Below are 17477 nucleotides of genomic sequence, written 5' to 3'. Positions count from 1 at the left end.
AAACGCGTTCATAACCTGTCTGAATCAGATTAAGCATCTGATTGCAGGCAGGGATGAAATAACAACAATCTGGAGGAATGTCGTGCAAACCTTTCAAGCCGATCTTGCCATTATAGGCGCCGGTGGCGCGGGATTACGTGCTGCAATTGCTGCTGCGCAAGCAAATCCCAACGCTAAAATCGCACTGATCTCAAAAGTGTACCCAATGCGCAGCCATACCGTTGCTGCCGAAGGCGGCTCTGCTGCTGTCGCGCAGGATCATGACAGCTTTGACTACCATTTTCACGATACGGTAGCAGGCGGAGACTGGCTGTGTGAGCAGGATGTCGTGGATTACTTTGTCCACCACTGCCCAACTGAAATGACGCAACTGGAACAATGGGGTTGCCCATGGAGCCGCCGTGAAGACGGTAGCGTCAACGTACGTCGCTTCGGCGGCATGAAAATTGAGCGTACCTGGTTTGCCGCGGATAAAACCGGCTTCCATATGCTGCATACTCTGTTCCAAACTTCTTTGCAGTTCCCTCAAATTCAGCGTTTTGACGAACATTTCGTTCTGGATATCCTGGTTGATGACGGTCATGTTCGCGGCCTGGTTGCCATGAACATGATGGAAGGCACTCTGGTACAAATCCGTGCTAACGCAGTGGTGATGGCAACGGGCGGCGCAGGCCGTGTATACCGTTACAACACCAACGGCGGCATCGTAACTGGTGACGGTATGGGTATGGCGCTGAACCACGGCGTTCCGCTGCGCGATATGGAGTTCGTTCAGTATCACCCGACTGGTCTGCCAGGATCCGGTATCCTGATGACCGAAGGCTGCCGTGGTGAAGGCGGTATTCTGGTCAACAAAGATGGCTACCGTTATCTGCAGGACTACGGCATGGGCCCGGAAACTCCGCTGGGTGAGCCGAAGAACAAATATATGGAACTGGGTCCGCGCGACAAAGTTTCTCAGGCTTTCTGGCATGAATGGCGCAAAGGCAACACCATCTCCACTCCGCGTGGCGATGTCGTTCACCTCGACCTGCGTCACCTCGGCGAGAAAAAACTGCTCGAACGCTTACCGTTTATCTGCGAACTGGCGAAAGCCTACGTGGGTGTCGATCCGGTTAAAGAACCGATCCCGGTACGTCCGACCGCACACTACACCATGGGCGGTATCGAAACCGATCAGAACTGCGAAACTCGCATTAAAGGTCTGTTCGCTGTCGGTGAATGTTCATCTGTAGGTCTGCATGGTGCTAACCGTCTGGGCTCTAACTCCCTGGCTGAACTGGTGGTCTTTGGTCGTCTGGCCGGTGAACAAGCGATGGAACGTGCGTCTACAGCGAGCACCGCTAACGATGCAGCACTAAATGCGCAGGTTGCCTCCGTTGAACAACGTCTGAAAGATCTGGTTAACCAGGAAGGTAACGAGAACTGGTCGAAGATCCGCGACGAAATGGGCATCTCCATGGAAGAAGGTTGCGGTATCTACCGTACACCAGAACTCATGCAGAAAACCGTTGATAAGCTGGCTGAACTGCAGGAACGCTTCAAACGCGTACGTATCACCGACACTTCCAGCGTCTTCAACACTGACCTGCTGTACACCATCGAACTGGGTCACGGTCTGAACGTTGCTGAATGTATGGCGCACTCTGCTCTGGCGCGTAAAGAATCACGCGGCGCGCATCAGCGTCTGGATGAAGGCTGCACCGAGCGTGACGACGTCAACTTCCTTAAACATACCCTCGCCTTCCGCGATGCTGATGGCACAACTCGCCTGGAATACAGCGACGTGAAAATCACCACTCTGCCGCCAGCTAAACGTATGTACGGTGGCGAAGCGGAAGCAGCCGATAAGAAGGAGAAGGCGAATGGCTGAGATGAAAAACCTGAAAGTTGAGGTGGTGCGCTATAACCCGGAAGTGGACACCGCACCGCACAGTGCTTTCTATGAAGTTCCTTATGATGAAACAACGTCACTGCTGGATGCGTTGAACTACATCAAAGATAACCTGGCACCGGACCTGAGCTATCGCTGGTCTTGCCGTATGGCTATCTGCGGCTCCTGCGGCATGATGGTCAACAACGTGCCTAAACTGGCGTGCAAAACCTTCCTGCGTGAATACACCAACGGCATGAAGATTGAAGCGCTGGCTAACTTCCCGATTGAACGCGATCTGGTCGTCGATATGACGCACTTTATCGAAAGTCTGGAAGCTATCAAGCCGTACATCATTGGTAACCCGCGTACACCGGATCAGGGTCCAAACACCCAGACTCCAGCGCAGATGGCGAAGTATCATCAGTTCTCCGGTTGCATCAACTGTGGTCTGTGCTACGCAGCGTGCCCGCAGTTCGGCCTGAACCCTGAGTTCATTGGACCGGCCGCGATTACGCTGGCACATCGTTATAACGAAGATAGCCGCGACCATGGTAAGAAGGAGCGTATGGCTCAGTTGAACAGCCCGAACGGCGTTTGGACCTGTACTTTCGTGGGCTATTGCTCCGAAGTCTGCCCGAAACACGTCGATCCGGCTGCGGCCATTCAGCAGGGTAAAGTAGAAAGTTCAAAAGACTTTCTTATCGCAACCCTGAAACCACGCTAAGGAGTGCAAGATGACGACTAAACGCAAACCCTATGTGCGGCCAATGACGTCCACCTGGTGGAAAAAGCTGCCATTTTATCGCTTTTACATGCTGCGCGAAGGTACAGCGGTTCCGGCAGTCTGGTTCAGTATTGAACTGATTTTCGGTCTGTTTGCTCTCAAGCATGGTGCTGAATCCTGGATGGGCTTTGTCGGCTTTTTGCAAAACCCGGTAGTGGTGATCCTCAATCTGGTTGTTCTGGCAGCAGCGCTGTTGCATACCAAAACCTGGTTTGAACTGGCACCGAAAGCTGCCAACATCATCGTAAAAGACGAAAAAATGGGGCCAGAGCCGATCATCAAAGGTCTCTGGGTAGTTACTGCGGTTGCGACCGTAGTCATTCTGTATGTTGCCCTGTACTGGTAAGGAGTCCGGGATGATTAATCCAAATCCAAAACGCTCTGACGAACCCGTATTTTGGGGCCTGTTCGGTGCAGGTGGTATGTGGGGCGCAATCATTGCGCCGGTAGTGGTTCTGCTGGTTGGCATTATGCTGCCGCTGGGGCTTTTCCCGGGCGATGCGCTGAGCTATGAGCGCGTGCTGGCATTTGCCCAGAGCTTCATCGGACGGGCATTTCTGTTCCTGATGATCGTTCTGCCGCTGTGGTGCGGTTTACACCGTATGCACCATGCCATGCATGACCTGAAAATCCACGTGCCAGCTGGCAAGTGGGTATTCTACGGTCTGGCTGCAATCCTGACGGTAGTAACAGCGATCGGTATTCTGACTATCTAATCACATGCGTGACTTATCAGGCCCGCCACTGGCGGGCCTTTTTATTTGTGCACAACACCGGTTAACCAACGGGAAAACTCGCACATGGCAGGCGTCTCCGGGCGGGATTGTAAACGCGTTATCCAGTAACTCCCCAGATCAATCTGCGTTGAAAACGGCTGTACTATACGTTCACTGTTCAGCAAATGAGTGAACATTCTTACGGGGGCAATAGCAACGCCCATCCCTGCCTGCGCCGCTTCCAGCATCGTGACAGACGAATCAAACACTATCACGTTATGCGTTGGTGAAGGGGGAAGTTCCCCCGCAGCCTGCATCCAAAGGGCCCATTCATCACGGCGGTAAGATCGTAATAGCGGAAATTTCAGGACATCCGTAGGGACCTGAATCTGAGATGCCAATTCAGGTGAGCAAAGCGGAGACATCGGGGCACTACATAAGTATTGCGCATCAGTATCGTGCCAGGCACCACCACCGTAGCGAATAGTGTAATCCAGTCCCTCAGCGGCAGGATCCACGCGATTATTGTGGGTGGAAAGATGCAAATCAATATGCGGGCAACTCCGCTTAAAATCGGCCAGTAAAGGAAAAAGGCAACCAACCGCAAAGGTACCCACCACACCAATCTTAAGCTTTTCCTGGATCTGATTGCGGGCAAAACGGTCCAGCGTCCCCGCAATACGATCAAAAGAGTCATTAAGTACAGGTAACAGACTTTCACCTTCTGTTGTCAGCATCAACCCCCGTGAAACTCGAACAAAAAGCTGACAATTTAGTTGTTTCTCCAGCGCTTTCACATGCTGGCTGATGGCGGAATGCGTAACGTTCAGCTCAATCGCTGCGCGGGTAAAACTGAGATGTCTGGCGGCCGCTTCAAAAGCCCGCAGCGAATTAAGTGGGATATAGCTACGCATGGTCATTGTTCCCGTTAGAAAAACTTATATCTGCTGCTAAATTTAACCGTTTGTCAACACAGTACAAATCAAACAAACTGAGCGCGTCTGATGGGCCCGGACACCCTTTCGCTTTTTATTACGGAAATAATTTCATGATGAAAAAATCGTTATGCTGTGTGCTGCTACTGACAGCATCTTTCTCAACGCTTGCCGCCTCGAAAACAGAACAACAGATTACCGATATCGTTAATCGCACCATCACACCACTGATGAAAGAACAAGCGATTCCGGGTATGGCCGTGGCAATCATCTACCAGGGAAAACCGTATTATTTTACCTGGGGTAAAGCTGATATTGCCAATAATCGCCCTGTTACACAGCAAACGCTGTTTGAACTCGGATCGGTCAGTAAAACCTTCAATGGTGTGCTGGGTGGCGACGCTATCGCTCGCGGTGAAATCAAACTTAACGATCCAGTCACCCGATACTGGCCCGAACTGACAGGCAAACAGTGGCAGGGTATCAGCTTGCTGCACCTGGCCACTTACACAGCAGGTGGCCTGCCGCTTCAAATACCCGACGAAGTGACTGATAAGGCCGCATTGCTGCACTTCTATCAAAACTGGCAGCCACAATGGGCTCCGGGAGCTAAGCGTCTCTACGCCAACTCCAGTATTGGCCTGTTTGGCGCACTGGCTGTAAAACCTTCGGGAATGGGTTATGAAGAGGCGATGATCAACCGCATCCTACAACCATTAAAACTAAAGCATACCTGGATTACTGTTCCTCAGAGTGAGCAAAAGGATTACGCATGGGGCTATCGCGAAGGCAAGCCCGTGCATGTTTCTCCGGGTCAACTTGATGCCGAAGCGTATGGTGTAAAATCCAGTATTATGGATATGGCTCGCTGGGTTCAGGTCAATATGGACGCCAGCCACGTGCAGGAGAAAACCCTCCAACAGGGCATCGAGCTTGCGCAGTCACGTTACTGGCGTATTGGCGAGATGTACCAGGGGTTAGGCTGGGAGATGCTGAACTGGCCAGTGAAAGCCGACATAGTTATCAACGGCAGCGACAGCAAAGTCGCTTTGGCTGCGCTTCCGGCCGTTGAGGTAAACCCACCCGCACCTGTAGTAAAAGCCTCGTGGGTACATAAAACGGGTTCGACTGGCGGATTTGGTAGCTATGTTGCCTTCATCCCGGAAAAAAATCTTGGCATCGTGATGCTGGCAAACAAAAGTTATCCTAACCCTGCCCGCGTAGATGCTGCCTGGCGCATCCTCGAAAAACTGCAATAACTGAGTTTGAGGTCCGAATCTTCGGGCCTCCTTTCTTCCTCTACTTTTCCTGCCGTCATCTACACTTAACAAAAAATACAGCAAGGAAAATCCCATGCGCATTCTGCCTGTCGTTGCTGCGGTCGCGGCTGCATTTCTGGTTGTTGCTTGCAGTACCCCCACTCCGCCAAAAGGCGTTACCGTTGTGAACAACTTTGATGCCAAACGCTATCTCGGAACCTGGTATGAAATCGCGCGCTTCGACCATCGTTTTGAGCGAGGGCTGGATAAAGTCACCGCGACCTACAGTTTGCGTGATGATGGTGGTATCAACGTGATCAACAAGGGCTACAACGCAGACCGGGGTATGTGGCAAAAAACGGAAGGTAAAGCTTATTTTACCGGGGAACCTTCACGTGCCGCACTCAAAGTCTCATTCTTCGGCCCGTTTTACGGAGGGTATAACGTAATTGCTCTCGACAGAGAGTATCGGCATGCGCTGGTCTGTGGTCCGGATCGCGACTACCTGTGGATCCTTTCGCGTACCCCTACTATTTCAGATGAGATGAAACAGCAGATGCTGGCAATCGCAACCCGAGAAGGGTTCGATGTGAATAAACTGATTTGGGTAAAACAACCTGGCGCTTAATGGGTGCTGAGCTTCAGACCAACAATTCCGGCAACAATCAACCCAAGACTCAACAAACGCGCCGGGCTGGCGGATTCACCGAGTAACAGAATACCGGTAATAGCAGCCCCCACCGCACCAATACCGGTCCAGACGGCATAGGCCGTCCCAACCGGCAGTGTTCTCATCGCCCACGAAAGCATGGCGATACTGACGATCATTGCCACCACGGTAATGATGCTCGGCGTCAGGCGGGTAAAACTATGGGTATACTTCAAGCCAATCGCCCATACAACTTCGAGCAGACCAGCAATGAGTAAAATGATCCAGGACATATAAGGCTCCAGAACAATGGGGCCGTCCCCGGTGAAAGAAGCGTTTGCAGGCCGTCCTGCAAAGCAGAAGTATGAAAAGGCATTTTTGCCCGAGAGAAAATGAATTTCAACCTTTTTATTAACTGCATACTTAAAGCAAGAATTAAGCACAATTAGCAGCGTAGTTCCCGCATTTGGCTCACATTGGATTTCTCTATGATGAAGGGCTTTCTGAATTCAGGAAGCCGTGTGCCCCTCTTCTGAATGCGAAAAGTTTATGCTTAAAATTTTAGTGATTGACCGATGCCACTACACCCGTACAGGGTTAGAGGCTTTGCTCAATCATTCTGGGATGTTCAACTCTTCATTTCTGGTGTCAGGAATTAATAATCTCCTGCTGGCAAAAGAGCATATTTTGCAGTGGAAGCCACATCTGGTGATCGCCGATTTATACAGTTTTCTCAGCGATGCTCATTCCAGTCCGCCGATAGCACCTTTTTTTATGAGTTGTGGCATGATCCCCCTGATCCTGCTGCGACCAGGAGATCGAGAGCACATACCCGCCCACAACCCTCAATATTCAGTCCACTCGGTATTATCCAAACGCGCCACGCTGGCCGAATTGTCAGACAACATTCAGGATGCATTACATGTTCGCCCCACGTTAGAGACAGCAAAAAACGTTACACCATTGCTTACGCCGCAGGAGGAAAAAGTATTGTCGATGTGGATGGATGGCGTGGGTAACAATGAGATAGCAGCAGCACTTTGTATTCATGGCAAGACGGTCTACACCTATAAACGCAATATCCGAATGAAACTGCATTTGGGAAACCGTTTCTCACCGTTTCTGTCACTGCCGGAGAAAATGAATTAACGGTACGACACAACGTCGTACCGTTCATGGTTATTGCTGGGCTTTGGTCGCTGCACCAGAAATGGCACTACCACCTTCAGAAATATCCTGCCCTACGCCTCGCGTGGTATTACACGCGGTTAATACAGAAGAAAGTACCAACACAGAAAAGATCGCAGCAATTGTCTTTTTAACCATAACGTCTTCCTTTTCTAGCCAATATTGTTTGTGTATAGCTACTTAATGATAGACAAGATCCGAAAGGTTGACGGATAAACGGGCGTTTTTAAGACAATATGAGAAGATCAGCTAGCGGCGTGAGAGATTGAATTACCAAGGTGTTTGATATCTTCACCGAAGCCACGCGCAGTGTTACAGCCCGTCAGGAGAGTACTGGTGAAAAGGATGAACATTACAAGACCGAGAAGACGTTTCATCATTCCTGCCCTGGAAAAAGTATGGCGCAGCAATCTGCGCCATAGATCAAATAGGATGTATTACTTAACGCGGGAAACGTATTCGCCTGAACGCGTATCCACTTTGATCACTTCGCCGATCTGTACGAACAGCGGAACTTTAACTACAGCACCAGTGGACAGAGTAGCCGGTTTGCCACCAGTACCTGCGGTGTCGCCTTTCAGACCTGGATCAGTTTCGATGATTTCCAGCTCAACGAAGTTCGGCGGGGTCACAGAGATAGGCTGACCATTCCACAGGGTCACGATGCACTCAGCCTGATCCAGCAACCATTTAGCGCTGTCACCTACCGCTTTCGCGTCAGCTGCAAGCTGTTCGAAAGTAGAGTTGTTCATGAAATGGTAGAATTCACCATCGTTGTACAGGTAAGTCAGGTTCATATCTACAACGTCTGCGCCTTCAGCGGAGTCAGTAGATTTGAAAGTTTTCTCTACACGAGTACCGGTCAGCAGACGGCGCAGCTTAACGCGCGCGAAAGCCTGGCCTTTACCCGGTTTAACGAATTCACTGGCTTCAACCGCATAAGGTTCGCCGTCCATCATGATTTTAAGACCGGCACGAAAATCGTTGCTATAGTAAGTCGCCATAAGGCCCTCTGAAAATTGTTAACTGGTAGCTAAGCCACAAAATGGCGCATATTGTAACCCTAAACACCCCATCCAGAGAAGATTGGTTAGTACAACTTGCCGATGTTCTCACCGATCCGGATGAACTATTACGTCTTTTGAATATAGACGCTGATGAAAACTTGCTCGCAGGTCGCGAGGCAAAACGTCTTTTTGCTCTACGCGTACCGCGATCGTTTATCGCTCGTATGGAGAAAGGTAACCCCAACGATCCCCTGCTGCGTCAGGTACTCACCTCACAGGATGAATTCGTCGCCGCACCTGGATTCTCTACTGACCCGCTGGATGAACAACACAGCGTCGTGCCAGGATTGCTGCATAAATACCGCAATCGGGCGTTACTGCTGGTAAAAGGCGGCTGCGCGGTAAACTGCCGTTACTGTTTCCGTCGCCATTTCCCTTATGCCGATAATCAAGGGAATAAGCGTAACTGGCAGGTCGCATTAGATTACATCGCCACCCACCCGGAACTCGATGAAATTATCTTTTCTGGTGGCGATCCGCTAATGGCCAAGGATCATGAACTGGACTGGTTGCTAACGCAACTGGAAGCCATTTCGCATATAAAACGTCTGCGTATTCACAGCCGTCTGCCGATTGTTATCCCGGCACGTATCACGGAAAAGCTGGCAACCCGGTTCGAACAATCACGTCTGCAAGTTCTGCTGGTAAATCATATTAACCACGCTAACGAAATCGATGAAGAATTTCGTCAGGCGATGACCCGATTGCGCAAAGCGAACGTCACGCTGCTCAACCAAAGCGTATTGTTGCGTGGTGTAAATGATAACGCGCAAACGCTGGCCGATCTCAGCAATGCGCTGTTTGATGCGGGAGTGATGCCTTATTATCTGCACGTACTGGATAAGGTACAGGGAGCTGCCCACTTTATAGTCAGTGACGATGAAGCGCGGCAAATAATGCGCGAACTGTTGACGCTGGTGTCAGGTTATATGGTGCCCAAACTGGCACGCGAAATTGGCGGGGAGCCAAGCAAGACACCGCTGGATTTGCAATTACGACAAAACTGATAATACCCGTCGAGGCTACGCTTATCAGGCCTACGGTCACTTGCACCTGTAGGCCTGATAAGACGCTTTAGCGTCGCCATCCGGCAACGCCAGCGTTTATCAGTTAGGGCACTTATAAACCTGACCAATCATCTCACTGGCAGTCGGGACAAAACTGGATAGCATCCCTTGCGATGGGCTGCTGACACCATAAATCACGTTACCGCCCATTGCCGCAGCCTGATTACGCAGGTCATTTGCCGCACCGCGCATAGAGCCACCTTCTTCGCCATGCTGACCAGAAAGCCAGTTGCTTTGTTTACCGGTCGCAGTACCAACCAGTTGACACTCCGCGCCAGGCTTCTCTTCGACAAAGCGTACGCTTTGTCCGGCTGAACTCAGTTCGTTGCTGGAGCTACAACCCGCCATCAGTAGCGCGGCACCAACGATCCCTGCTAAATATTTCACGTGCATGTTATTCCCCATAATCAATGAGCTGGACCTTTTGTCCGTAGCTGAATCATATACTAAAAAGATGACCAAAAGAAAAACCCCCGGACATTTCTGTCTGGGGGTTTTTCATTTATGGGAGATGAACACCCAAATCATTCTGGTTGCAGCAAGGCGGCAAGTTTGTTTATCCCCAGGAGCTTACTAGAGTAAGCAACAGGGGTTAGCAAACGCAGCCAACACATCTGCAACCTGAAGGATGCAGGGTGTGGGCAATTACATCATGCCGCCCATTCCACCCATGCCGCCCATTCCACCAGCAGCACCTAAGTCAGGCGCATCGCCTTTCGGCAGGTCGGTAACCATGCACTCGGTGGTGATCATCAGACCCGCAACAGAAGCCGCGTACTGCAGAGCAGAACGGGTTACTTTGGTCGGATCCAGAATACCCATGTCGATCATGTTGCCGTATTCTTCAGTTGCAGCGTTGTAACCGTAGTTACCGTCGCCTGCTTTCACAGTGTTAGCCACAACAGACGGCTCTTCACCGCAGTTCAGAACGATCTGACGCAGCGGAGCTTCCATTGCGCGCAGCGCAACTTTGATACCCACGTTCTGGTCTTCGTTCTGGCCACGCAGTTCGCTCAGTTTGGACGCTACGCGAATCAGCGCTACGCCACCACCAGCAACAACACCTTCTTCTACCGCAGCACGGGTAGCGTGCAGGGCATCTTCAACGCGTGCTTTCTTCTCTTTCATTTCAACTTCGGTAGCAGCACCTACTTTGATAACTGCAACACCGCCTGCCAGTTTCGCTACGCGCTCCTGCAGTTTTTCACGGTCGTAGTCGGAAGTTGCTTCTTCGATCTGCTGGCGAATCTGAGTCACACGACCCTGGATTGCCGCTTCTTCACCCACGCCATCAATGATGGTGGTGGTGTCTTTGTTGATCACAACGCGTTTTGCCTGGCCCAGGTCTTCCAGGGTCGCTTTTTCCAGCTCCATACCGATCTCTTCAGAGATAACGGTACCACCAGTCAGAGTAGCGATATCCTGCAGCATCGCTTTACGGCGATCGCCGAAGCCAGGAGCTTTAACTGCAGCCACTTTCACGATACCACGCATGGTGTTCACAACCAGCGTAGCCAGTGCTTCGCCTTCAACATCTTCAGCGATGATCAGCAGCGGTTTGCCAGCTTTAGCAACGGCTTCCAGAACCGGCAGCATTTCGCGGATGTTGGAGATTTTCTTATCAGCCAGCAGGATGAACGGGCTTTCCAGCTCTACAGCACCTGTTTCCGGCTTGTTGATGAAGTAAGGGGACAGGTAGCCGCGGTCAAACTGCATACCTTCAACCACGTCCAGTTCGTCCTGCAGACCGGTACCGTCTTCAACGGTGATCACGCCTTCTTTACCGACTTTATCCATCGCTTCTGCGATCAGCTTACCTACGGTTTCGTCGGAGTTAGCGGAAATAGTACCAACCTGAGCAATAGCTTTAGAGTCGGAGCACGGTACGGACAGTGCTTTCAGCTCTTCAACCGCAGCAGCAACAGCTTTGTCGATACCACGTTTCAGATCCATCGGGTTCATACCCGCAGCAACAGCTTTCAGGCCTTCAGTGATGATAGACTGAGCCAGAACGGTCGCGGTGGTGGTACCGTCGCCTGCAGCGTCGTTCGCTTTAGAGGCAACTTCTTTCACCATCTGTGCGCCCATGTTTTCGAACTTGTCTTCCAGCTCGATTTCACGTGCTACAGAAACACCATCTTTAGTAATGGTTGGTGCACCGAAAGATTTATCCAGAACTACGTTACGACCTTTCGGGCCGAGGGTAACTTTCACTGCGTCTGCCAGTACGTTTACGCCGCGCAGCATTTTCACACGAGCGTCGTTACCGAATTTTACGTCTTTAGCTGCCATTTTCTCTTTCCCTTAAATTCGTATGTTCAGTGTCGTTCGCGGATTAAGCTTCAACAATCGCCAGAATGTCGCTTTCAGACATGATCAACACTTCTTCATTGTCGATCTTCTCAGATTTAACACCGTAGCCATCGTTGAAAATTACGATATCGCCGACTTTTACGTCCAGCGGCTGTACAGTACCGTTGTCCAGGATGCGACCCTTACCGACAGCGATGATTTCGCCACGAGTTGATTTACCCGCTGCAGAACCGGTCAGTACGATGCCGCCAGCAGATTTGGATTCAACTTCTTTACGTTTGACGATCACACGATCATGTAACGGACGAATACTCATTGATAGCTCTCCTTTGAGAAAGTCTTTATCAGTTATGGGTGACGCCGGCCCGTAAACGGTTTCCCGGCTAGTGCCCAGAGAGATGGGGATGAGAATTTGTGCCTTCAAGGGGGCAAGCGAAAAAAAATTTATATCAGGATAAAATCCCGTCAAAACACCGACGCACCTCACATTTCATAACGATTTCTGCCATCTCGTCATAAGCAAATCCGATTGTGATAACATCGAAAAACTGCGTAGTTGCCTGACTTTCAGGCATAACCGGACAATAACTAATTATGAGTGGACTGAAACAAGAACTGGGGCTGGCTCAGGGTATCGGCTTGTTATCGACATCATTACTCGGTACGGGCGTATTTGCCGTTCCCGCACTGGCCGCGTTAGTCGCTGGCAATAACAGCCTGTGGGCATGGCCAGTTCTCATCGTTTTAGTCTTTCCCATCGCCATTGTCTTTGCCGTACTCGGTCGCCATTTCCCCAGCGCGGGTGGTGTGGCGCATTTCGTCGGAATGGCTTTTGGCCCACGTCTGGAACGCGTCACCGGCTGGCTATTTTTATCGGTTATTCCCGTTGGCCTCCCTGCTGCACTCCATATTGCTGCCGGATTCGGTCAGGCGATGTTTGGCTGGCATGGTTGGCAACTGTTGCTGGCAGAACTCGGTACGTTGGTCCTGGTGTGGTACATCGGTTCACGCGGTGCCAGCTCCAGCGCTAACCTGCAAACGGTGATTGCCGGGCTGATTGTTGCTCTTATTGTCGCTATCTGGTGGGCTGGAGAGCTAAGGCCGGGCGAAATCCCCTTCCCTTCTGTCAGTAATATTGAACTTCCCGGATTGTTCGCGGCGCTGTCGGTAATGTTCTGGTGTTTTGTCGGCCTTGAAGCGTTTGCACACCTGGCGTCCGAATTCAAAAACCCCGAGAGAGATTTCCCGCGCGCGCTGATGACAGGCCTGCTGCTGGCCGGTACCGTTTACTGGGCGTGTACGGTGGTAGTACTCCATTTCGGTGCTTACGGTGAGCAGATGGCTGCGGCGGCTTCACTGCCCGAAATTGTCGTGCAGCTGTTTGGCGTGCAAGCGCTGTGGGTAGCCTGTGTCATTGGTTATCTGGCCTGTTTTGCCAGCCTGAATATTTATATTCAGAGTTTCGCCAGACTGGTGTGGTCACAAGCACAATATAAACCGGACCACTATCTGGCTCGCCTGTCCCCTCGTCATCTTCCGCGCAATGCGCTGAACGCAGTGTTGGGCTGCTGCGTGGTCAGTACATTGTGCATTTATGTGCTGCAAATCAATCTCGACGCATTAATCGTCTACGCTAACGGCATCTTTATTATGATCTATCTACTGTGCATGCTGGCAGGATGTCGATTACTGAAAGGACACTATCGCGCTTTAGCGGTTATTGGTTGTCTGCTGTGCCTGCTGTTGCTGGCTATGGTCGGTTGGAAGAGTATGTATGCGTTGATTATGCTGGCAGCACTGTGGCTGTTTTTACCCAAGCGGAAGCAGGCTGAGGCCCGGTAAGCTTAGCGCTACCGGGCGATCATTTCAGAGAGTTAATCCCGACGATCATCGTCTTTATGGTCAAGACGGTTGCGATCGTCGTCTTTGCGTTGAAATTCTCCGTCAAACGTCTCACCACCGCCGGTTCCGGCGCCAAAACCGCCACCAGGCATACGAGAAAAACGCAGGTGCGGCAGGAGCTTCATGGTCAGATGCTTCTGTACTGGAGGTAATAAAAGAAGAAGACCAAGGAAGTCGGTGAAGAAGCCAGGAAGCACCAGCAGCAAGCCAGCAATAATCAGCGACACGCTTTTAATCATTTCTGCAGCGGGGCTTTCACCTGCCGCCATCTTTTGCTGCATCAGCAGAAAATTCTTGAACCCTTGGTTGCGTACCAGCGACATCCCGATGACCGAAGTGAAGATAACCAGGAGCAGGGTCATCAGAACGCCTAACACATGGGCGACCTGGATAAAGATAGAAATCTCAATGTAAACATAAAGAAAGATGGCAAGTAATGGTATCCAGCGCAAAGGACTCTCCTGTAAATAACAGCCGTTTTCGCAACGCCTGTCTGAATGGTTGTGCGACTCGCATTAGTCAGATGTTGAGGTCGTTAGCAAAATTTCAAGCTGTTTGTACACTTATATTTGGTATTAATCCTAAAGGGGTGATCTATTTCACATAATAATAAATAAGGGGTAAATTCCACACTTTAAGTGATCCAGATTACGGTAGAAATCCTGAAGCAGCATATGATCTCGGGTATCAGACCGATGCAGGGGATAATCGTCGGTCGAGAAACAATCGAAATCACATATATCCTGTGTGTTTAGTAAAATCATTGGCAGCTTGAAAAAGAAGGTTCACATGTTAAACAACATTCGTATCGAAGAAGATTTGTTGGGTACCAGGGAAGTTCCAGCGGACGCCTACTACGGTGTTCATACTCTGAGAGCGATTGAAAACTTCTACATTAGCAATAACAAAATCAGTGATATTCCTGAATTTGTTCGCGGTATGGTAATGGTTAAAAAGGCAGCGGCCCTGGCCAACAAAGAGCTGCAAACCATTCCTAAGAGTGTGGCAAATGCCATTATCGCAGCGTGTGATGAAGTCCTGAATAACGGAAAATGCATGGATCAGTTCCCGGTAGACGTTTACCAGGGCGGTGCGGGTACCTCCGTCAACATGAATACCAACGAAGTGCTGGCCAATATCGGTCTGGAACTGATGGGTCACCAGAAAGGTGAATATCAGTACCTGAACCCGAACGACCACGTGAACAAATGTCAGTCCACCAACGACGCTTATCCGACCGGTTTCCGTATCGCTGTTTACGCATCTATCATCAAACTGATTGATGCTCTGAACCAGTTGCGCGAAGGCTTCGAACAAAAAGCCGTTGAATTCCAGGACATCCTGAAAATGGGCCGTACCCAGTTGCAGGATGCTGTACCGATGACCCTCGGTCAGGAATTCCGTGCTTTCAGCGTACTGCTGAAAGAAGAAGTGAAAAACATTGGTCGTACCGCAGAGCTGCTGCTGGAAGTTAACCTCGGCGCAACAGCAATCGGTACTGGTCTGAACACACCGAAAGAGTACTCTCCGCTGGCAGTGCAAAAACTGGCTGAAGTTACTGGTTTTGCCTGCGTTCCGGCTGAAGACCTGATTGAAGCAACCTCCGACTGCGGCGCATACGTTATGGTGCATAGTGCACTGAAACGTCTGGCTGTGAAGATGTCCAAAATCTGTAACGACCTGCGTTTGCTCTCCTCTGGCCCACGTGCTGGTCTGAACGAGATCAACCTGCCGGAATTGCAGGCTGGCTCTTCCATCATGCCGGCAAAAGTGAACCCGGTTGTTCCGGAAGTCGTAAACCAGGTATGCTTTAAAGTCATCGGTAACGATGTCACCGTCACCATGGCGTCTGAAGCAGGTCAGCTGCAGCTGAACGTAATGGAACCGGTAATCGGCCAGGCAATGTTCGAATCTATCCATATTCTGAGCAACGCTTGCTACAACCTGCTGGAAAAATGCGTTAGCGGCATCACCGCTAACAAAGAAGTGTGTGAAGCATTCGTATACAACTCCATCGGTATCGTCACCTACCTCAACCCGTTCATCGGTCACCACAACGGCGACATCGTCGGTAAAATTTGTGCCGAAACAGGTAAGAGCGTACGTGAAGTTGTCCTGGAGCGCGGCCTGTTGACCGAAGCAGAACTGGACGATATCTTCTCTGCACAAAACCTGATGCACCCTGCTTATAAAGCAAAACGTTATACTGATGAAAGCGAACAGTAATCGTGTAGGGTAGTACCAGAGAAGGCACGTCATGATGACGTGCCTTTTTTCTTACTCGAAGTTACTTAAAAACAACAATTTAATATCAACTTGTTAAACAACAAGGAAGGCTAATATGATAGTTTTAGAACTTATCATCGTTTTGCTGGCAATCTTTTTGGGTGCCAGACTTGGGGGTATCGGTATTGGATTCGCAGGTGGGCTGGGTGTTCTGGTTCTCGCCGCTATCGGCGTAAAACCGGGTACAATTCCGTTCGACGTTATTTCCATTATCATGGCGGTTATCGCAGCCATTTCAGCCATGCAGATTGCCGGTGGTCTGGACTATCTGGTTCATCAGACTGAAAAACTGCTGCGCAAAAACCCGAAATACATCACGATCCTTGCTCCTATCGTGACCTATTTCCTGACTATCTTTGCTGGTACAGGCAACATCTCTCTGGCAACGCTGCCGGTTATCGCTGAAGTGGCGAAGGAACAAGGGATCAAACCTTGCCGTCCTCTGTCTACTGCGGTGGTTTCTGCACAGATTGCGATTACCGCATCACCTATCTCCGCAGCCGTGGTTTATATGTCTTCCGTAATGGAAGGTCATGGAATCAGCTACATCCACCTGCTGTCTGTGGTCATTCCATCCACCCTGCTGGCGGTTCTGGTGATGTCTTTCCTGATCACCGCACTGTTCAACTCCAAACTGTCTGACGACCCGGTTTACCGTAAACGTCTGGAAGAAGGTTTGGTCGAACTGCGCGGCGAAAGACAAGTTGAAATCAAAGCCGGTGCGAAGACCTCCGTATGGTTGTTCCTGCTGGGTGTAGTTTGTGTAGTCGTTTATGCCATCGTCAACAGCCCAAGCCTCGGTCTGGTCGCTAAACCGCTGATGAACACCACTAACGCAATTCTGATCATCATGCTGAGCGTCGCGACGCTGACCACGATTATCTGCCGCGTTGAAACTGACGCCATCCTGAACTCCAGTACCTTCAAAGCCGGTATGAGCGCCTGTATTTGTATCCTGGGTGTGGCATGGCTGGGTGATACCTTCGTATCTCACAACATCGACTGGATCAAAGATACTGCAGGTAGCGTGATTCAGGGTCATCCGTGGCTGCTGGCCGTCATCTTCTTCTTTGCTTCTGCACTGCTGTACTCTCAGGCAGCAACGGCTAAAGCACTGATGCCGATGGCTCTGGCACTGAACGTTTCTCCGCTGACGGCTGTAGCATCTTTCGCCGCCGTTTCTGGCCTGTTCATTCTGCCAACTTACCCAACGCTGGTTGCTGCGGTTCAGATGGATGACACCGGTACAACCCGCATCGGTAAATTCGTCTTTAACCATCCGTTCTTCATCCCTGGTACTCTGGGTGTGGTTCTGGCGGTTTGCTTCGGCTTCTTGCTGGGCAGCTTCATGCTTTAAGTTTTACCTGCAGGGCGTGCAAGCGCCCTGCAGTTCTTTCCCCTCACCTCGCTTTAACTAACATCCTTCCCTCGTCCG

At 50.6% G+C, this 17477-nt stretch carries 20 protein-coding genes; 11 read left to right on the top strand and 9 right to left on the bottom strand.

The window, feature by feature from the left end; genetic code table 11:
- Nucleotides 1-82 precede the first annotated feature (82 nt).
- The 4 genes from frdA to frdD are packed head-to-tail and all read left to right on the top strand — an operon-like array spanning nt 83 to nt 3376.
- The gene (frdA, locus tag LG384_RS02090; protein WP_045438896.1) at nt 83-1873 is read left to right on the top strand and encodes a fumarate reductase (quinol) flavoprotein subunit; all 1791 of its coding nucleotides are present in this window, start codon (nt 83-85) and stop codon (nt 1871-1873) included.
- Nucleotides 1866-2600, top strand: coding sequence for a fumarate reductase iron-sulfur protein (gene frdB, locus LG384_RS02085; protein ID WP_045438893.1), 735 nt, complete (start codon nt 1866-1868; stop codon nt 2598-2600). Before frdA ends, frdB begins: the two co-directional genes overlap by 8 nt.
- 10 nt (nt 2601-2610) lie before the next feature.
- Entirely contained in the window at nt 2611-3006 is a 396-nt protein-coding gene (frdC, locus tag LG384_RS02080; RefSeq protein WP_045438890.1) for a fumarate reductase subunit FrdC, read from the top strand.
- 10 nt (nt 3007-3016) lie between these two features.
- Nucleotides 3017-3376 carry a fumarate reductase subunit FrdD gene (gene frdD, locus LG384_RS02075; protein ID WP_045438887.1) on the top strand — a complete coding sequence of 120 codons (360 nt, stop codon included), beginning with the start codon at nt 3017-3019 and terminating at the stop codon, nt 3374-3376.
- Nucleotides 3377-3417: 41 nt separating this feature from the next.
- On the opposite strand, the gene ampR is transcribed toward frdD, so the two are convergent.
- Nucleotides 3418-4290, bottom strand: a complete 873-nt coding sequence (gene ampR, locus LG384_RS02070) for a LysR family transcriptional regulator AmpR (protein ID WP_370637011.1) — start codon at nt 4288-4290, stop codon at nt 3418-3420.
- Between the two features lie 134 nt (nt 4291-4424).
- On the opposite strand from ampR, the gene blaCMY reads away from it, so the two are divergent.
- Nucleotides 4425-5570 (top strand): CMY-2 family class C beta-lactamase, encoded by a 1146-nt coding sequence (gene blaCMY, locus LG384_RS02065; protein WP_225760384.1) that lies wholly within the window; start codon nt 4425-4427, stop codon nt 5568-5570.
- Nucleotides 5571-5664: 94 nt separating this feature from the next.
- On the top strand, nt 5665-6198 hold the full coding sequence (locus LG384_RS02060) for a lipocalin family protein (protein WP_045438873.1): 534 nt from the start codon (nt 5665-5667) through the stop codon (nt 6196-6198).
- Here the strand turns inward: LG384_RS02060 and sugE are convergent.
- On the bottom strand, nt 6195-6512 hold the full coding sequence (gene sugE / locus LG384_RS02055; RefSeq protein ID WP_045438872.1) for a quaternary ammonium compound efflux SMR transporter SugE: 318 nt from the start codon (nt 6510-6512) through the stop codon (nt 6195-6197). The two genes, LG384_RS02060 and sugE, sit on opposite strands and share 4 nt — an antisense overlap.
- Before the next feature lie 256 nt (nt 6513-6768).
- Between sugE and LG384_RS02050 the strand changes: the two genes are divergently transcribed.
- On the top strand, nt 6769-7368 hold the full coding sequence (locus tag LG384_RS02050) for a LuxR C-terminal-related transcriptional regulator (protein WP_045438869.1): 600 nt from the start codon (nt 6769-6771) through the stop codon (nt 7366-7368).
- A 30-nt stretch (nt 7369-7398) separates the two neighbouring features.
- Here LG384_RS02050 and ecnB read toward each other — a convergent pair whose 3' ends face one another.
- The 3 genes from ecnB to efp form a co-directional block, all read right to left on the bottom strand.
- Nucleotides 7399-7545 carry a lipoprotein toxin entericidin B gene (gene ecnB, locus LG384_RS02045; RefSeq protein ID WP_003025482.1) on the bottom strand — a complete coding sequence of 49 codons (147 nt, stop codon included), beginning with the start codon at nt 7543-7545 and terminating at the stop codon, nt 7399-7401.
- Nucleotides 7546-7652: 107 nt separating this feature from the next.
- Nucleotides 7653-7787 (bottom strand): lipoprotein antitoxin entericidin A, encoded by a 135-nt coding sequence (gene ecnA / locus LG384_RS02040; RefSeq protein WP_045438864.1) that lies wholly within the window; start codon nt 7785-7787, stop codon nt 7653-7655.
- A 57-nt stretch (nt 7788-7844) separates the two neighbouring features.
- Nucleotides 7845-8411 carry an elongation factor P gene (gene efp, locus LG384_RS02035; protein ID WP_005120972.1) on the bottom strand — a complete coding sequence of 189 codons (567 nt, stop codon included), beginning with the start codon at nt 8409-8411 and terminating at the stop codon, nt 7845-7847.
- A 41-nt stretch (nt 8412-8452) separates the two neighbouring features.
- On the opposite strand from efp, the gene epmB reads away from it, so the two are divergent.
- Nucleotides 8453-9481, top strand: coding sequence for an EF-P beta-lysylation protein EpmB (gene epmB / locus LG384_RS02030; RefSeq protein ID WP_045438859.1), 1029 nt, complete (start codon nt 8453-8455; stop codon nt 9479-9481).
- A 99-nt stretch (nt 9482-9580) separates the two neighbouring features.
- Here epmB and LG384_RS02025 read toward each other — a convergent pair whose 3' ends face one another.
- The 3 genes from LG384_RS02025 to LG384_RS02015 all read right to left on the bottom strand — a co-directional run bounded on the left by LG384_RS02025 (nt 9581) and on the right by LG384_RS02015 (nt 12170).
- Nucleotides 9581-9934 (bottom strand): DUF4156 domain-containing protein, encoded by a 354-nt coding sequence (locus tag LG384_RS02025; RefSeq protein ID WP_045438856.1) that lies wholly within the window; start codon nt 9932-9934, stop codon nt 9581-9583.
- 252 nt (nt 9935-10186) lie between these two features.
- Nucleotides 10187-11833 carry a chaperonin GroEL gene (gene groL, locus LG384_RS02020; RefSeq protein WP_045438854.1) on the bottom strand — a complete coding sequence of 549 codons (1647 nt, stop codon included), beginning with the start codon at nt 11831-11833 and terminating at the stop codon, nt 10187-10189.
- A 43-nt stretch (nt 11834-11876) separates the two neighbouring features.
- On the bottom strand, nt 11877-12170 hold the full coding sequence (locus LG384_RS02015) for a co-chaperone GroES (RefSeq protein ID WP_000027827.1): 294 nt from the start codon (nt 12168-12170) through the stop codon (nt 11877-11879).
- Between the two features lie 278 nt (nt 12171-12448).
- Between LG384_RS02015 and yjeH the strand changes: the two genes are divergently transcribed.
- Nucleotides 12449-13696, top strand: a complete 1248-nt coding sequence (yjeH, locus tag LG384_RS02010) for an L-methionine/branched-chain amino acid transporter (RefSeq protein ID WP_045438850.1) — start codon at nt 12449-12451, stop codon at nt 13694-13696.
- A 32-nt stretch (nt 13697-13728) separates the two neighbouring features.
- Here yjeH and LG384_RS02005 read toward each other — a convergent pair whose 3' ends face one another.
- Nucleotides 13729-14208, bottom strand: coding sequence for an FxsA family protein (locus LG384_RS02005; RefSeq protein WP_045438843.1), 480 nt, complete (start codon nt 14206-14208; stop codon nt 13729-13731).
- Nucleotides 14209-14545: 337 nt separating this feature from the next.
- Here LG384_RS02005 and aspA point away from each other — a divergent pair, with 337 nt between their 5' ends.
- The gene (gene aspA, locus LG384_RS02000) at nt 14546-15982 is read left to right on the top strand and encodes an aspartate ammonia-lyase (protein ID WP_040232935.1); all 1437 of its coding nucleotides are present in this window, start codon (nt 14546-14548) and stop codon (nt 15980-15982) included.
- A 115-nt stretch (nt 15983-16097) separates the two neighbouring features.
- Nucleotides 16098-17399: an anaerobic C4-dicarboxylate transporter gene (locus LG384_RS01995; RefSeq protein ID WP_045438837.1), complete on the top strand. Its 1302-nt coding sequence runs from the start codon at nt 16098-16100 to the stop codon at nt 17397-17399.
- Nucleotides 17400-17477: the final 78 nt, after the last annotated feature.

The sequence above is a fragment of the Citrobacter sp. Marseille-Q3906 genome (assembly GCF_916618775.1).
In the GTDB taxonomy this organism is placed as follows: domain Bacteria; phylum Pseudomonadota; class Gammaproteobacteria; order Enterobacterales; family Enterobacteriaceae; genus Citrobacter; species Citrobacter murliniae.
The sequence above is the reverse complement of the archived record's forward strand: the minus strand, read 5'-3'. Positions and strand labels throughout refer to the sequence as shown.

What these genes read in the sequence shown, in the direction of transcription:
- frdC (WP_045438890.1), top strand. Translation starts at nt 2,611, where the DNA reads ATGACGACTAAACGCAAACCCTATGTGCGGCCAATGACGTCCACCTGG.
- efp (WP_005120972.1), bottom strand. Translation starts at nt 8,411, where the DNA reads ATGGCGACTTACTATAGCAACGATTTTCGTGCCGGTCTTAAAATCATG.
- yjeH (WP_045438850.1), top strand. Translation starts at nt 12,449, where the DNA reads ATGAGTGGACTGAAACAAGAACTGGGGCTGGCTCAGGGTATCGGCTTG.
- ecnB (WP_003025482.1), bottom strand. Translation starts at nt 7,545, where the DNA reads ATGGTTAAAAAGACAATTGCTGCGATCTTTTCTGTGTTGGTACTTTCT.
- LG384_RS02025 (WP_045438856.1), bottom strand. Translation starts at nt 9,934, where the DNA reads ATGCACGTGAAATATTTAGCAGGGATCGTTGGTGCCGCGCTACTGATG.
- frdB (WP_045438893.1), top strand. Translation starts at nt 1,866, where the DNA reads ATGGCTGAGATGAAAAACCTGAAAGTTGAGGTGGTGCGCTATAACCCG.
- LG384_RS02060 (WP_045438873.1), top strand. Translation starts at nt 5,665, where the DNA reads ATGCGCATTCTGCCTGTCGTTGCTGCGGTCGCGGCTGCATTTCTGGTT.
- blaCMY (WP_225760384.1), top strand. Translation starts at nt 4,425, where the DNA reads ATGATGAAAAAATCGTTATGCTGTGTGCTGCTACTGACAGCATCTTTC.
- groL (WP_045438854.1), bottom strand. Translation starts at nt 11,833, where the DNA reads ATGGCAGCTAAAGACGTAAAATTCGGTAACGACGCTCGTGTGAAAATG.
- LG384_RS01995 (WP_045438837.1), top strand. Translation starts at nt 16,098, where the DNA reads ATGATAGTTTTAGAACTTATCATCGTTTTGCTGGCAATCTTTTTGGGT.
- sugE (WP_045438872.1), bottom strand. Translation starts at nt 6,512, where the DNA reads ATGTCCTGGATCATTTTACTCATTGCTGGTCTGCTCGAAGTTGTATGG.
- frdD (WP_045438887.1), top strand. Translation starts at nt 3,017, where the DNA reads ATGATTAATCCAAATCCAAAACGCTCTGACGAACCCGTATTTTGGGGC.
- epmB (WP_045438859.1), top strand. Translation starts at nt 8,453, where the DNA reads ATGGCGCATATTGTAACCCTAAACACCCCATCCAGAGAAGATTGGTTA.
- ecnA (WP_045438864.1), bottom strand. Translation starts at nt 7,787, where the DNA reads ATGATGAAACGTCTTCTCGGTCTTGTAATGTTCATCCTTTTCACCAGT.
- LG384_RS02050 (WP_045438869.1), top strand. Translation starts at nt 6,769, where the DNA reads ATGCTTAAAATTTTAGTGATTGACCGATGCCACTACACCCGTACAGGG.
- LG384_RS02015 (WP_000027827.1), bottom strand. Translation starts at nt 12,170, where the DNA reads ATGAGTATTCGTCCGTTACATGATCGTGTGATCGTCAAACGTAAAGAA.
- ampR (WP_370637011.1), bottom strand. Translation starts at nt 4,290, where the DNA reads ATGCGTAGCTATATCCCACTTAATTCGCTGCGGGCTTTTGAAGCGGCC.
- aspA (WP_040232935.1), top strand. Translation starts at nt 14,546, where the DNA reads ATGTTAAACAACATTCGTATCGAAGAAGATTTGTTGGGTACCAGGGAA.